This window comes from Acinetobacter sp. 1125_18A, assembly GCF_052824985.1.
In genome coordinates, this window is sequence record NZ_VTDG01000024.1 from 1 (window position 1) to 14,482 (window position 14,482).

The following is a 14,482-nucleotide window of genomic DNA, read 5'->3' on the forward strand; positions in this document are numbered from 1 at the left end:
CTTAAGATCTATATAGCAATAAAATTCTCTAAAGAATAAAACTACTCTAAGAATCTATCGATTTGGTTTGATTCAAATACTCAATACTCAATACTCGATACTCGATACTCGATACTCGATACTCGATACTCGATACTCGATACTCGATACTCGATAATCGATACTCAATGCCACATCCAATCGAACGTAAATCAAACCTAAAGTGCAGGGGAGAATAGCCGCCATAATTTTAGACACATATAGCCATCTATTTGATGGGTCTTTCCATTATCTACTGAAGAACGTTGACCATTGGAACCATGTCTTCGTTTTGAGTTATAAAACATTTCAATATATTCAAATATATCCGTTCGAGCATTTGATCTAGATACGTAAATTTTCTTCTTAATACGCTCCCTCTTCAGCAACTGAAAGAAGCTCTCAGCAACAGCATTATCATGACAGTTTCCTCTGCGGCTCATACTATATTCTAGATTATGTTGTTTAAGGAATGCTTGCCATTCATAGCTAGTGTATTGACTACGTTGGTCAGAGGGGATCAGAACTTTATTCTTTGGCTTTCTCGGCCATAGTGCCATCAATAATGCATCTAAAACCAAATCTGTCATGATTCTGGATTTTATAGACCAACCAACAACTAGACGTGAAAACAGATCAATTACAACTGTGAGATATAACTATCCTTCATGAGTACGAATATATGTAAAGTCAGTCACCCACAGCTGGTTGGGCTGAGTTGGACTAAATTGTCGATCTAAAGTGTTTACCGCAACGACGGCAGGAGTACCAGCATGAGGTCTAGGTTTACGGTAACCGCGCTGCGATTTAAGACCATCTGCTTTCATTAGTCGATGTACTCGATTAATCCCGCAACTTTCACCAAAATCTTTCAAATCACAGTGAATCTTGCGATAGCCGTAAATACCATCAGATTCTAGCCAGAACAGTTTAATCAATCCTGAAAGCTGTTGCCGTTTTCTCGCAGTTTTGCTGGCAGATTGCTTTAAACATGTGTAATAACCACTGTGATGAACATCCAGTTTCCAGAAATTTTACTCCGGTTCTTTGCGGGGCTCAAAGCCCAAGTATTCGATTTCTTCGCTAATGCGTTTTAAAGAGCAATCGCTCGGCATGTAAACGTACCTACTAGTGACTTCCACTAATTTTGCATCGTTGGCAAAACCTTGGCTGATCTGTTTTCTACCAAAACGCGAAAATACCAAAGATTTACCAAACTTAGATAGGTAACTATCTAAGGTGTCTTTCCTAATAAACAAAGAAGAATTTCTATCAATGTTATGACTAAACGCAGCCAAGTCTTGGTTTTCATCGAGCCATTCACTGTCTTGATCCCAGCTAAGGTTCATCTTCTCAATTAAATCAGGACAAGGCATATTAATAGAGATTTGTTCAACATTGCTTGAGTAATCGTACTGCCACTCCCCACCTCTCAATAGTTGAATGCTAGAGAATATTCGCTGGTCATCTGAAATAGTCGTATCTTGTTCAGCAATACATTGCTTGAAAGCTGGGCTTCTAGGGTACTCCGCTAAGTAGACACGGTAGCAGTGGTCATTACTATGATTGTGGAGTTCGAATGCTTCAGTGTTGCTAGGGTCAACAAAATAGCCGTTATAACTAGATATACCAAGGAAGCTTTCAGCGTCGAACGAGACGTCGTCCTCATCTCGCTTAGCGTGAACCTCTGAATAAAAACTCAAGTTAATCCAAGTTGTACTACTCTCGTCATTCAAGACAAGTACGTTGCTTGCAACGAAATAATCATCAGTCTGCAACCAATAGTCCACATTACTTTCTGGCAGCTCAAGCTCTTGTATTATTAGATTTCTAAGAGGGTACTTTTGCTTTGATGATAAATCTCTTATGTCTGATATATCAACCTTTCTAAGTTCTAACGACCAGAATCTATCAGAGGTTAATTGTGGCTCCCAACGAGATTGGGTCGTTGCTATATTGGCAGCCAATAGACCTATCAATCGATGAAAAGCAACCCAATAACATTTCTTGCCGATGGTTTCTGCATAGCCGGGTTTTGCTCTTCCTCTTCCATATTTATGAAGAGTTGCCAAGTCATGCTTGAGGGATCCACTACTATATCCGGGATAGCCGATATATTCGGCTTCTCTCATAATCCAGCAGGCAATATTCTCAAGAGTTATGTTCTGTGATTGTAGGTCAAAGGCTCTAAGTCTTGGTTCAACTACATAGCGCCAAAAGTCAGGACCTAATTGATCACCCCATAGGCACATGTTTGAGGGCAAATTTTCTAGTGTAAGCAAGGTCTGCACATCGCTTAGAATAGGCCATATTAATGGCAGAGAAGGAGTAACATATTGATTTGATATTCTGTCTTCTTCAATCCCTAGTTTCACAAGCTCCTGCCTAAATAGCTGGGAGTGCTCGCGAATTAAAATGTTATTTGAACCTCTATTTGCTCCAATATATCTATTTAATGGCAGTACAAAGTCCTCAGCTGACTCAGGTGAAAGCAAGCTGGACGTATACATAGCCTGAATCAGGCTTTCAAGTATGTAGTCGTCGTCACACCCAGTAAACGTGTTTACTGCATGCAGGCATATCACAGGGTATTGTTTAAAAAGCAAGCTAAGGCATCTTGTTGCTTGATCTCTGACTCGTCGATCCGTAGCTGAACAACACCAAAGTAAAGCCGAGGATGCTAATTTATAACTTTCTTCGGGCCAATTGGTTGCTTCTATTTTCTCCAAAGCTTCAATCAGAAACCAAATTGCACCTTTCTTATTATATGACTCTGATAAGGCGACAGAAAGGTAAGTATCTCTTGATGGAGAGTCTTGTCCCCATTGAAAATCTTTGAACCAACTTTCTGCGTTAAGATAATGGCATGGAACTATAGATAGTTGGAATAGGCTTTCAAAAACTGTCTGCCACAAGCCGCCCGTTCTTAATGCCCCAACCATATGTTCTTTAATAGCAGGGGTAACACTTTTCTTTGAACGCCAAGTTAGTGACTTTACAAAAAGGCTATGTGCTAAATCGTTATCTAAGCCTAAGCGGTTATCAGTGATTTCGATACCGATCTCTTCAGGGAGAATGCTTGCAAGAGCTTCTAAGACGCCACTCTCCATATCTGTTAAAATCGTCAGCTTTTCTGCAAGGATTGACAGATCACTATTGCCAGTTTCTTGATAGGATTGAACTATTGAAGATGCGCGCAGCATATCTCCAAACCTCTGATAACCAAATCTAATAAGAAAATTTTCATCGTCAGTTGCTGATAAAATTAGCAGTTGCTCTTTAACTAGCTCATCAATAAACCTTTCTGGAAGTAGCTCATTTCCTAGAATTGGTTTAATTGTATTTACGGCAGTTTCCCAATTTATAGTTTGGGTTTCTGAATGAGCTAGAACACCAGACAATTTGCTCATTACCGCTCTAACGATATTTTTAGGACTAACATAGTCTAATCGCTCTCTCAATAAGTTATCAATTTGCTTGAGGTGTTTAGAAAAAATGGTTGAGAAGCCACTAGTCGATACATCAAGAGAACAAGAGTTCTCCGACTTGTGAGTTTTGAAGACCAAATGTAGAAGTAAAGGGTTTCGTAGCTCATCTGTAAAAATAGGTGTTATCTCACTTTCAACATCGTAGCGTTGAGAGAACAAAGAGAGGACATCGTGAAAATTCCTAGTGAATCCAATATGACTATATGCATAGCCAGGGAATCGTTCATCAACAACTAAATTGGCATATATATCGCGACTAGACACAACAATCTTGATACGAGGATATTCATTTAGTTGTTGGATTAATTCTGGCAGTTTGTTTTTTCACTTTCTTGCCTTTGCTGCTTCGTTTAACGCATCGATAGCAATAACAAAACAATGGTTATTGGCTTGAGCACTCGCTTGAAGACAAGATAGTAATTTGTCTCGACCAACATCGGATCCAAAGCCTAATTTGCTTCTTACTACATCCCAGGGCTCCGCGTTATCAAAATCTTCCCCAAATAGCACCAGAGTATGAGCGCCTTTATCGAGTCTTCTCTTCGCAAAACTTACGATAGAATGTGTCTTGCCTGCACCAGCTGGGCCAGTTAGTAGGAAAGATCGAGCGTGGCAGGACTGAATCAGAGGGCTGTTGAGGGAATTTTCAATATCTATTATCGAAGCAAGTAATTCCCTTGAGGCATCTAGCTTCTCTGCAGGGAATACACACATATATTCAGCCTGAAATTGTCTAAATGAAGGCGTATCACTACCTTCACCGTGTTCTGCAAAAAACTTTTTCTCTTGCTGTCTTATAGCATTTTCACAGAGCGGCTTAAGTGATCTTATGATATCTAAAGTTGAACAAATAACCGTTTGGTCAATAATGCTGTGCTTACTAGAAATTTTCTCTAGAAGTACTTCTAGTAGCTGTATGGCCTGTACTCTCTCGCTTTCAGGTGTCTGGGAGAATACCTTTTCTGAATATTGAGCTTTTGTTCTGAAGTTGATTTTTAATGGTTTCCAAATATTAACGAGCCACTGTTTAAAATCATAAACTTCTCCAAAAGCTTCTAAAGCATCATGGGCTTCTGTAATTATATCTAAATCACTGCAATACCTTGGACCAGCGAAGGCGGATGCTGAGTCAATACAGTTTTGTATCTTCTGAGATGTTAATGTATTCTCGTTAAACCAGTAGGCTGTAAAACCACCACTTTTGTCTATTTCTAATATCTGCTGTCTAGATATTTCAGCCGTAACCAGTTTTATATGAAGATTTGGTTTTTGAGTTTTGATGTCTTCGCACCATTCTTCAAATTTTTCAACTTCACTTTTTCCTCTTTTTCCTTCTGCAACTCTACCTGTTAGATCAAATGGTATATAAATCCAGTATTCAGATAATGTTGGATGATTTTTTAATGCAGTGATTAATGATTTTTTGATCTGGCCAAATTCACTATTGCCAAGCTTAAAAAAGTATTTTGCTTGAATTCCTAGAATATCTCCTGTGGGGGTTTTGTAATAAGCTTCTACACCCCCGTCACCGCCATCGCCGCGAAAAACTAAAGAACGAAGAACCTTGTGGTGATTTACAATGTGCTTTAAAAAGTTGAATCGCGAGCGATTCAAAGCTGTTATTTTTACTCTTAGGTGTAGCTCGAATTTGATTGAAGTCTATCATTGCCAAAATAATCCCTCATTACGCAGCTATAGTTATGCGGATGGTAATATTACCTCATATCTTAAAGCCGTGATATGAGCCGTCAAATAGGTAAACATGAAGACGGAGTTTTCCTCCACCTGATTCAACAATTTTTTTCAACAGCTGTAGGCTATCGACCGTACCGCTATCGATTTGGTAACTTGCATCAGCATCGATACGTTTTAGTAACTCCATCAGACGAAGCTGAATCAACTGCTTTGATGCTATCTCTTTGGCGGTGTAACCCCCTCAAAGTAGAATTGTATTAAAAAAGGACAACAAGTAAGCCTAATAGGCCCAAAGTATAAAAATTACAAATATCACAAGCAGATTGGTTAAGACGTTAAATCAATACAAAATTCTGAATAAAATATGGGTTTGCTCAAAAAATATTTATTAATTGCTAGGGCATCGATAGATGCACTTTCTTCAATTCAAAGCCTGAACCGACTGCTGTAATCCTTTCTGAATATTCTTAAAATGGCTCAGGTCATGCCTTATTGATCAGACATATAGCGGACTATATTTGATTATTATTTAAAAATTTGAGTGCTTCTAGATCAAGTATTAAGGTAAGAGTTCTTTTGCACTTATACCTAAGACCGAGGCAATTTCATATAATTTTTCGACAGTAAGATTTACTTCCCCACGCTCAATTCTCCCCATGTAGCTTCGATCAATACCACATTGAAGCGCTAGAGACTCTTGAGTAATACTTTGTTGTGTTCTTTGTTTGCGTATTAATTGTCCAATTGCAACTGATAATTCTGTCATTTGAAACTAACTGCTCAAAAAACAGAAATATCACCAATTGAGGACTATATATCCACGGACTGTAATCCTCTTTTACCTGAAGGATAGCCTGTCATGAGAAAAACCGTAAATTTACCTTTATACGATGAGTTTATGGATATTTTTGCAAATCATGAAATTAAGAATTGGCAAGCCAAGCATTTCTGGGAAAAAATGGGCATGGGTAAAAGTTCAAAGGCTGAACAACATCGACGTCTAATGTATGCAGGATTAAGAGTTTTAGTAAAATATTATTATTTGGAAGTTGATGTATCTCAATCTTCAAGAAGGGCCTTTAGTTATAAAGAGACACACCGACTAGACAATTTAAGAGCAAAATATAAAAAACAAAAACTTGAAAGAGTTTTTTTAGAAAAAAGACTGAATTCTTAGGTCAAATTAAAGATAAAGAAAACAATATAAATTTTATTCAGACTCTCTTGGCAGATGACAAAACACTAGAAAAATATTTTATTGTGCATCAGCAGAAATTGGAAAATGACATTAGAAGTATTAATTCCAACATCAAATTCATGGAAGATGTTTTAAATTAGGTATAACTGTAATAATAGTGTTAGATCATGGTACATATCATAGGATGAATAAGCTTTCTTTTTAAACAATTTCACTGTGATATGTTTGATCTATTTGTAGTGTCTGGTCAGGTTTAAAAGATTTTAGCTGGGCAGGTCTATAAGAGAATAAGTGGTCAATTAAAAGAGAATATGCAATGGTCCTTAGAATTTTCTTGTACCGCATAAAAAATTCCATTTTTATCAGTTTTAAAGTGCTTAATCGGTCTTTGCTCCAACTCTGCAATTATCATCAGCTCTTCCACAATGGACTTACTTCACTCTTCATTTTTTTCGTCTTGAAAATCAATATTTTTTGACATATTTAAAATATCTCATTAATTTACTGAAGAATAATAATTGCTTATGGGAGTAGTACTTGTACTTCAACTTCAAGCTCCATGGCAATTTCATATAACTTTTCAACAGTAATATTCACTTCACCGCGTTCAATACGCCCCATATAACTACGGTCTATTCCACATTGTAGCGAAAGTTTTTCTTGCGTTAACTTTTTTTCAACGCGCTTTTCACGAATTAATTGACCAATTTTTAATGATAAATCTGTCATTTGAAACTAAATGCTCAAAAAATAGAAATATCAACAATTGAGGACTACATATCCACGGACTATAATCCTCATTTACTTTATAGAAGCTTACAATGCCAAAGTCTGTCACCTTGTCACTATATGATGAATTTTTGACAATATTTATTGATCATAAAATTCTCAATTGGCAAGCAAAGCACTTTTGGGAAAAAATGGATCTTAATCAGCGTTATAGAGCTAAATATTGCAAGCAACTTATGTATGTCGGATTAAGAGTCTTACTCAAATTCAAATAAGTATGAAGCTGTGTGGTGTCCAGTAAGGGCATATGTATTAGTCATCAAATTAATATTACCTGCTAGAACATATCAAGTCAGGATGGTCGATAGCGGTGAAGGGGATACCTACAGGTACACAGATGAAGGAATTTGGATTAAAAATATAGAAAAACATGCACCTAAGTTATGTAATACAATTACAGAAAATGGTATTTTTCGTAAATATAATCGAAGGGATGGATCGCAAGGAGCTATATTTTTTTTTAATACAAATAAAACAGCCGATATTAACAATGTAGTTAATGGATATGTAATGCCATGGGAGAGAAAAGATGCATTAGATATATTCATCAAAATGAGGGAATGGCAAGAGAAATACAATCCTGTTAATGGGGCTACATCTTGGAAAGATATTGTCGAACTAAAAAGAACAAAGCATAAAGATGATTTAGAAAAAATGGGGAAAAATTATTTTTTATTTCGTGATCCTGCTACACATTACAGACCAGATTTACCTGTAACAGATGTTCGAATAAGAGGATTGTGGTTGAGGTTGATGGATGAGCTGGAGAGCAGGCTGAAAGAAAATGGTCAATCTTTAATCTCTGGAGAGCCAATAAAGCTAATTTTAACCCGTGAAAAATCTGGGGGGCCAAAGTCCTCAATATTCGATTTACATACTTTACGTGTAACATTGATCACGGCAATGTATGAGTCAGGAATTCCACCTGAATATTTAGCAAAAATTGTTGGCCATGCAACCATTATAATGACTTTATATTATACAAAAATTGATACTGAAACAGTAAGTTTAAAAATAGATGAGGCTTTGTTGGAATGGCAAAAAAAATCACAAATAGAAATGGTTGGTTTCATAAAGAAAGCAAGTAGAAAAGAGTTAGAACAAGCAGTTGCATTTAGTTCGCCGACAGCTTTAGATGTAATTTCACGCAGTAGCAGTATCGGTTTTTTAGTAATGGATCATGGAATTTGCTCTGTTTCAGCTAAAAGATGCCATGAGGGATTGGAAAGTTATGATGCAGCTTCTAATGTCACTAAATATCAACCCATTCCCGGAGGTGCTGCAAATTGCACGCGCTGCAGATTTTTTTTAACAGGGCCTGCTTTTTTATTTGGCTTAGAAGCACATGTTAATAATTTAATTTATCGACTCAAGGAAGTATCTTTTGAATATGAAACTACACAGTCTAAATTTGATATATTAACTGATATTTATGCAGAAGCTTTGAGTCAAAAACAACCATTTCATCAGCAACGAGAGTTAGAAAAAATAGAGACAATGATGGAAGCTTTGACCTTAGAAGTTGACGAGATTGCTTTGAGTATTCAATCTGCATATGTACTCACTGAGCAATGTATTTATCTTATTAATAAAATAGGAGGGAAAGAATTTTCATTAGTAAGTGCTGGAAAACTTGATAATTTAGAAGCAGTTTTTTCAGAAGAACATGATTTCTTCCAATTAAATTACATTTGTACAAAAGCAATAATTTATGAAAATTTAAATATTAAGTGGAAATTTCCTAATCTTGAAAGAGCTAGAATGTTTGACAGAATGTTAAGGAATTCAGGGATTGAACCTAAGTTTTCTCTATTAAATGATGTAGATTTATTACTCATAGCGAATGCTATGTCACAGTTTTTGTATACTAAATTTGGAGCAAATAATGTTCATGATTTAATTGATGGACGAACTACATTAAAAGCATTGGGTATAGATCAAACCTTCTTAGAAAAATTTAATGAAATAAAGCCTAAAAATCTTATTGATTTTAAGTTTATAGAACATGGAGAGTAGTCAAATGAGTGATTTAATACCTAATGGAGTTGACGTAATTAAAGATGCGAGAGCATTATATGAAGCTATTAAAAAGAATGCTAAAAAAGAAGAAAAAGTTAAAAATCTAGATAAATTATGGATGATCCTAAATGAGATTAGGGAAAATGGCGAGAGGGACTTCTCATTAGCAGAAATTGGACGAAGATTAGAACATTTAGGAGGAATGAAAACACAGAGCTTAAGAAATGAACAAGGTGTAGATTATAGGAATATTATTCAGGCTTATGCTAATGCTATTAATGGATCAACAAGATATATTTCCAAAAATAGATCAAATATTGAGGAAGTACTTTCATTAATTAATGATCCTAGCATTAGAGCTACAATTAAAATGGCTATTGATGAAGCTAAAAGATTGAAAGTTATTAATGATAATCTTCATGCAGCTTTTAAGAATATACAAGTTGGATCAAATTTAACTCAGAATAATAAAAATGAATCATTAGAAGAAAACATAAAATATAGTGAGAAAAAAACATTATCTTTTCAATTTATTCAAGCCTTGAGAAAAGGAATTGATGAAAAGAGATTAGCTCAACAAGGTTTAAATATTGAAAACAATGGCAGTATTACAAATGAACATGGAGATACGGTATTTCCACCTTCCTTTGTTTTTGCCATAAGAGAAATTCTAAAGTAAGTCTAATATTCCCAATTATTAACTTTTAGTTACTTTCTATTCTAAATGAAAGTCATTTAATCTTTGAGTATATATTTATACCGTGTATAACATATGTCACCCAATGCCGATATGCCCAATAAGGAATCACAGTTCGACAGCTTTTCTTTGGCCAATATGGTGCCGCAAGCTGCTAAAAATAACCAACAAGTTTGGCGTGAGTTAGAAGAAGCAACTCGTGCAATTGTCACCAAGCAAAAGAAAGATGTTTATGTGGTCACTGGCCCAGTTTTTTCTGGGAAAAAACTAAAAACCATTGGAAAGGGTGTGATTGTTCCAACCGCAATCTATAAAGCGATTTACTTGCCTAAACACGGGATCATTGGTGCGTACTATGCGCCAAATAATGATTCACTTCAGGTTAAAGTGGTCAGCGTGTGCTATTTAGAAGAACAGTTGGGAATGAATTTATTTCCACAACTGACCGAAGAACAAAAGCGCAATACCTATAAATTGCCTTTGAACGCAAAACAGGTCAAGGTCAATAAAGAAATAGAGTACTCACATTGGGATGCGGAAAGCCAATGTGCAGAAGAGGTCAGTCAGGATAAAATCACCGCACTGCAAAAGCAGTTCCAACCAAAAAGTAGTTCAACCGCTACATCGGATATGCAATTACCAAAAGTCGATCCTGAAACCAAAGATGCTTTGGTGAAACAATTGGTCGAAGCGTTGTTGCAATATATTTTACAAATTTTGAAATAATTCAGCACTGATGGTGCAGTATCTTTTGAGAATCTATTTATACTGTAAATAAGATCGAAAAAAATTGAGAAAATTAAAAATGTTTAAACCGTTTGAGAATGGCACCGAATCACATTCAATTCATGATTTAACCTTAGAAAATCAAACTGATTGTGTCAGTATTTATGGCAATTTACAGATCACCAAAGATCAAGCTGGCTTAAAAGCGGCTAAGCTTTTACAAAGCTATCTCAATGAAGTTGTAGCAAGTTTAGAGAAGCAAAGTGATCTACCAGAACAGCTTGCGCGTCAAAGCGAAGGCGAAATAGAGAATCCATTTCTTTAAAGACCATATTTATTTTTAAGCCATTTTTGAATTAGTTATGTTCTAATTCATTGGTTTATATGTATAAAAAACCTGCCGAAGCAGGTTTTTTTACATTGAAAATCTATTTAGGATTGAGGCTCATTACCCACAACCTTATAAATCAATGCCCCAATGATTGCACCGACAATTGGTGCCACCCAGAATAACCATAATTGACTCAATGCTGCTGTTTCAGCAAATAAAGCCACAGCAGTACTTCGAGCTGGATTGACTGAAGTATTGGTGACGGGGATACTAATTAAGTGAATCAAAGTAAGTGCTAAACCGATGGCAATCGGGGCAAAGCCAGCAGGTGCACGTTTATCTGTTGAACCGAGAATAATAATTAAGAAAAAGGCAGTTAATACGATTTCAATTAACAATGCTGAGACTAAAGAATATTTTCCAGGGGATAAATCACCAAAACCATTGCTGGCGAATCCACCAGTTCCTGTGAATCCCGCCTGACCTTGTACGATTAAATACAAAACAAATGCGGCCAAAATACCACCGATGACTTGAGCGATAATATAAGGCGCTAAGTCTTTGGCATTAAAACGACCACCTACCCATAAACCCACACTGACCGCAGGGTTAAAATGCCCGCCTGAGATATGCCCTAAAGCAAAAGCGCCTGTGAGTACGGTTAAACCGAATGCCAGTGCAACACCAGCAAAACCGATGCCCAGTTCTGGAAAAGCAGCGGCAAATATTGCGCTACCACATCCTCCAAACACCAGCCAAAAGGTTCCGATAAATTCTGCGAGATATTTATTCATATTGATTCCTAAATTATTTTTTTGCACGGAATGGGGTTATATGACTATTTTTAGATAGTTGATAACCGTGGGGTGGATACAACTTTTATTTTCTGTATAAAGATAATAGTCTAAAAATATGAAAATAAAATCACAAATAAAAAATATTCATATCAATATCGGCTAATGTTCTGATTTTATTTTAAAAAATTATATTTTACAGCTATTTAATGCTAAACAAATGAGTGGTGAGAGTGGTGAAGCATGCTGTTTTTATCGATAAATTTAATACACAATTACTTAAACTCTCGATGCTGAAGACGCCATTGTTGCGGTGTTAAGCCGGTCCATTGTTTAAAAGCACGTTGGAAAGCACTTTGTTCTGAGTAACTGAGAAGCAGGGCAATTTCATGCAGACCTAAATGAGGATCTTGCAGATATTGAAAGGCCAATAATTGGCGGACATCTTGAACACGTTGTTGATAAGTGGTGTTCTGACTTTGTAGATGACGTTGTAACTGACGTATCGACATATTCAGTTGTTTGGCAATCGCTTCGATTTGATAATTGTTTTTTTGTAATCCCAATAAAATACTTTGTTGTAAGCGTTCATCTAACTGGGTGGCATTGGGTAAGCTTTCAAGTAAGGCTTGAGCTTGTTGCATCAGCAGTTTTTGCAGAGTTTGATCACTGCGTTTAAAAGAAATCGCAAGTGCGCTGATGGGAAAGATCAGCTCGACTTTTTCTTGTTGAAAGAGCACAGGACACTTAAAGAATGCTTGATACAGCATGCTATTTTTAGGTTGAGGATGAATAAAATTAACCTGATACAGACTTATATCATCGGATATAAATTGTCTTAAAAACTGAATCACCACAGCCATCGCAATTTCATCAGTAATTTGAGTGGTTAAATGGGTGGGTAGATTTTCCCAACGTACCGAGATGTGCTGTTCATCATAATATTCAACTTTCAGCGGGCTTCCATCATAAATCAATCGATGAAAATCATGGTAGCGGGTAAGTGCCTCTCCAAGCGTGTCACAAGATTGTGCAATATAGGCAATGATGCCAATATGTTTGGGTTGTACATATTTAGAGATGTCTAGACCCAAAGCTGGGCTTTGTACTTGTGATTGAATGTCATCCAAGATTTCACGCCAAACGGTATAGTCAAAGCGTTCAACATTTTGAATCTGTTGTAGTTTGGATGAGATCTTTAGACCTTTAGCTTCACTAAAAGTATAGAGTAATTGCCCAAGCCCGCCATATATCGAGCCCGCATAGTCCTTTAATTGCATCATTTACACATCTTGTTATTGTGTGATCTACGTCAGCTGTAGTTTAAACATTATACTATTTTAATTTGTCGTAATTTGTCAATGAAAATACTTTTTGATGTCAATACCTATTTCCCAGCATGTTTTATATTCACAATAAGCAAGAGGGATTGATTATGTTAAAAGGTTTTTTAGTCGGATTGGTCGTCGCAAATGGTTTTGAATGGGTTGCGCATAACTATATTTTACATGGTCAACATCGCCCAGGAAAACCACGTTTTAGTCCAGTGCCACGCAGTATGAAATCGCATTGGGAACACCATCGTGAAGTGCGTAAACAAGATTTTCATGATGATGGCTATGTAGAAGGGATTTCAAATTGGCGGACCAAAAATGAAATCGTTTCTTTGGCGGTGGTTGCTGGTGCGGCAAGTTTGATTTTCTACCCGATTTCGAAAGGAATGGTTGCTGCATCGCTTTATAGTGCGTGTAATTATTATTATATCCATCGCCGTGCACATTTAGAGCCAGATTGGGCGATGAAGAAGATTCCTTGGCATTATGATCACCACATGAACTCAAACCAAGATGCCAATTGGTGTGTTACTAAGCCTTGGTTTGATTATCTGATGGGAACACGGGTGATTTCTTCTGCGGATCTGCAAGAGCAGAATCCTTTAGGTGTGAAATTGCCTCAGCCAATTGCAAACTGGTTATCATCCAGCATAGAAAAATATTTTCCAGCCAAATGGGTAGAGAAAAAACCGCTATTGGTTGAAGAAAATACGCAAAAGCTCAATGATTCTGTGGCCTAATTGGGTTTCGTGAATTTTATTACATCTACTGATCTTTTTAAAACTTCAGTGAAATGAACTGGTTGCGTAGTGTGAAATCTTGAATTTGTCGTGATTGGTCAGCGTTTTCGGTATCTTTGGTCAATATTAAGCCATGCCATCAATGTATATTGATTGCACAGCATGTACCCACTGCCGTGTTTTAAGTTTTATAGGAGTCTCCAAGACTCCTTTTTTTATACGTGGGAAAAGTAAATATATAAGATTAAATTTATAGGCTCATGTGATCGCGTCATCTTGTACGATGAAGCAATAAAAAAATCCCCTGACGGGGATTTTTTAGATGTGCATAAGATGCACATCACTTTTGGATTTTTGCCTTGCAAGGCTGTGGACATTACTCAGGCTTTAAGCCTTCAGCCATTTCCAATGATTGATCATTATCCAAAAATTTTTCACGCTGTTCTTCTAAAAACTTTTTTGCATCTGGTTCAAACACGTTTAAACGTTTTTCATTGATTAACGTGGTTTGGTGTTTTAACCATTCTTGCCAAGCTTGTTTAGACACTGTGTCAAATAACACTTGACCCTTTGGACCTGGAAAGGGTGCAAAGTCTAAACCTTCTAACTCTTTTTGATATTTACGGCAAAATACTTGTCGAGTCATATCAAAA

Annotated in this window: 12 protein-coding genes and 3 pseudogenes; 6 read left to right on the forward strand and 9 right to left on the reverse strand. The window is 36.5% G+C overall.

Annotation, left to right across the window (positions count from 1 at the left end; all coding sequences use genetic code 11):
• Positions 1–87 precede the first annotated feature (87 nt).
• The 5 genes and pseudogenes from FY049_RS21400 to FY049_RS21420 all read right to left on the reverse strand — a co-directional run bounded on the left by FY049_RS21400 (position 88) and on the right by FY049_RS21420 (position 5,967).
• Positions 88–225 (reverse strand): hypothetical protein, encoded by a 138-nt coding sequence (locus FY049_RS21400; RefSeq protein ID WP_446084346.1) that lies wholly within the window; start codon positions 223–225, stop codon positions 88–90.
• A 4-nt stretch (positions 226–229) separates the two neighbouring features.
• Positions 230–1,040, reverse strand: a pseudogene (locus FY049_RS21405) (IS3 family transposase); the annotation flags it as partial.
• 12 nt (positions 1,041–1,052) lie between these two features.
• A complete protein-coding gene (locus FY049_RS21410; protein ID WP_446084347.1) occupies positions 1,053–3,770 on the reverse strand; it encodes a hypothetical protein in 2,718 nt (905 codons plus the stop codon).
• Positions 3,771–3,830: 60 nt separating this feature from the next.
• Positions 3,831–5,120 carry a hypothetical protein gene (locus FY049_RS21415; protein ID WP_446084348.1) on the reverse strand — a complete coding sequence of 430 codons (1,290 nt, stop codon included), beginning with the start codon at positions 5,118–5,120 and terminating at the stop codon, positions 3,831–3,833.
• 640 nt (positions 5,121–5,760) lie between these two features.
• Positions 5,761–5,967, reverse strand: coding sequence for a helix-turn-helix domain-containing protein (locus tag FY049_RS21420; RefSeq protein ID WP_446084349.1), 207 nt, complete (start codon positions 5,965–5,967; stop codon positions 5,761–5,763).
• 93 nt (positions 5,968–6,060) lie between these two features.
• On the opposite strand from FY049_RS21420, the pseudogene FY049_RS21425 reads away from it, so the two are divergent.
• A pseudogene (locus FY049_RS21425) lies at positions 6,061–6,539 on the forward strand (hypothetical protein).
• Between the two features lie 382 nt (positions 6,540–6,921).
• On the opposite strand, the gene FY049_RS21430 reads toward FY049_RS21425, so the two are convergent.
• Positions 6,922–7,128 (reverse strand): helix-turn-helix domain-containing protein, encoded by a 207-nt coding sequence (locus FY049_RS21430; RefSeq protein ID WP_446084350.1) that lies wholly within the window; start codon positions 7,126–7,128, stop codon positions 6,922–6,924.
• Positions 7,129–7,413: 285 nt separating this feature from the next.
• Here FY049_RS21430 and FY049_RS21435 point away from each other — a divergent pair, with 285 nt between their 5' ends.
• The 4 genes and pseudogenes from FY049_RS21435 (at position 7,414) to FY049_RS21450 (ending at position 10,955) form a co-directional block, all read left to right on the forward strand.
• On the forward strand, positions 7,414–9,204 hold the full coding sequence (locus tag FY049_RS21435; RefSeq protein WP_446084351.1) for a VPA1269 family protein: 1,791 nt from the start codon (positions 7,414–7,416) through the stop codon (positions 9,202–9,204).
• Positions 9,205–9,208: 4 nt separating this feature from the next.
• Positions 9,209–9,886 (forward strand): gamma-mobile-trio protein GmtX, encoded by a 678-nt coding sequence (gmtX, locus tag FY049_RS21440; protein ID WP_446084352.1) that lies wholly within the window; start codon positions 9,209–9,211, stop codon positions 9,884–9,886.
• A 90-nt stretch (positions 9,887–9,976) separates the two neighbouring features.
• Positions 9,977–10,630: pseudogene (locus FY049_RS21445) on the forward strand (DNA/RNA non-specific endonuclease); the annotation flags it as partial.
• 79 nt (positions 10,631–10,709) lie between these two features.
• Positions 10,710–10,955 carry a hypothetical protein gene (locus FY049_RS21450; RefSeq protein WP_004818484.1) on the forward strand — a complete coding sequence of 82 codons (246 nt, stop codon included), beginning with the start codon at positions 10,710–10,712 and terminating at the stop codon, positions 10,953–10,955.
• A gap of 107 nt (positions 10,956–11,062) precedes the next feature.
• On the opposite strand, the gene aqpZ is transcribed toward FY049_RS21450, so the two are convergent.
• The gene (gene aqpZ, locus FY049_RS21455) at positions 11,063–11,755 is read right to left on the reverse strand and encodes an aquaporin Z (RefSeq protein ID WP_105713870.1); all 693 of its coding nucleotides are present in this window, start codon (positions 11,753–11,755) and stop codon (positions 11,063–11,065) included.
• Positions 11,756–12,030: 275 nt separating this feature from the next.
• On the reverse strand, positions 12,031–13,038 hold the full coding sequence (locus FY049_RS21460) for an AraC family transcriptional regulator (protein ID WP_224964575.1): 1,008 nt from the start codon (positions 13,036–13,038) through the stop codon (positions 12,031–12,033).
• Positions 13,039–13,190: 152 nt separating this feature from the next.
• On the opposite strand from FY049_RS21460, the gene FY049_RS21465 reads away from it, so the two are divergent.
• The gene (locus FY049_RS21465; RefSeq protein ID WP_004718523.1) at positions 13,191–13,829 is read left to right on the forward strand and encodes a sterol desaturase family protein; all 639 of its coding nucleotides are present in this window, start codon (positions 13,191–13,193) and stop codon (positions 13,827–13,829) included.
• A 376-nt stretch (positions 13,830–14,205) separates the two neighbouring features.
• Here the strand turns inward: FY049_RS21465 and FY049_RS21470 are convergent, their stop codons facing one another.
• Positions 14,206–14,475, reverse strand: a complete 270-nt coding sequence (locus FY049_RS21470) for an oxidative damage protection protein (RefSeq protein WP_004818487.1) — start codon at positions 14,473–14,475, stop codon at positions 14,206–14,208.
• Positions 14,476–14,482 lie beyond the last annotated feature (7 nt).

Bases quoted from the DNA above. Each gene is read 5' to 3' on its own strand.
- FY049_RS21460 (WP_224964575.1), bottom strand. From the start codon at position 13,038: ATGATGCAATTAAAGGACTATGCGGGCTCGATATATGGCGGGCTTGGG.
- FY049_RS21465 (WP_004718523.1), top strand. From the start codon at position 13,191: ATGTTAAAAGGTTTTTTAGTCGGATTGGTCGTCGCAAATGGTTTTGAA.
- aqpZ (WP_105713870.1), bottom strand. From the start codon at position 11,755: ATGAATAAATATCTCGCAGAATTTATCGGAACCTTTTGGCTGGTGTTT.
- FY049_RS21400 (WP_446084346.1), bottom strand. From the start codon at position 225: ATGGCGGCTATTCTCCCCTGCACTTTAGGTTTGATTTACGTTCGATTG.
- FY049_RS21430 (WP_446084350.1), bottom strand. From the start codon at position 7,128: ATGACAGATTTATCATTAAAAATTGGTCAATTAATTCGTGAAAAGCGC.
- FY049_RS21450 (WP_004818484.1), top strand. From the start codon at position 10,710: ATGTTTAAACCGTTTGAGAATGGCACCGAATCACATTCAATTCATGAT.
- gmtX (WP_446084352.1), top strand. From the start codon at position 9,209: ATGAGTGATTTAATACCTAATGGAGTTGACGTAATTAAAGATGCGAGA.
- FY049_RS21470 (WP_004818487.1), bottom strand. From the start codon at position 14,475: ATGACTCGACAAGTATTTTGCCGTAAATATCAAAAAGAGTTAGAAGGT.
- FY049_RS21420 (WP_446084349.1), bottom strand. From the start codon at position 5,967: ATGACAGAATTATCAGTTGCAATTGGACAATTAATACGCAAACAAAGA.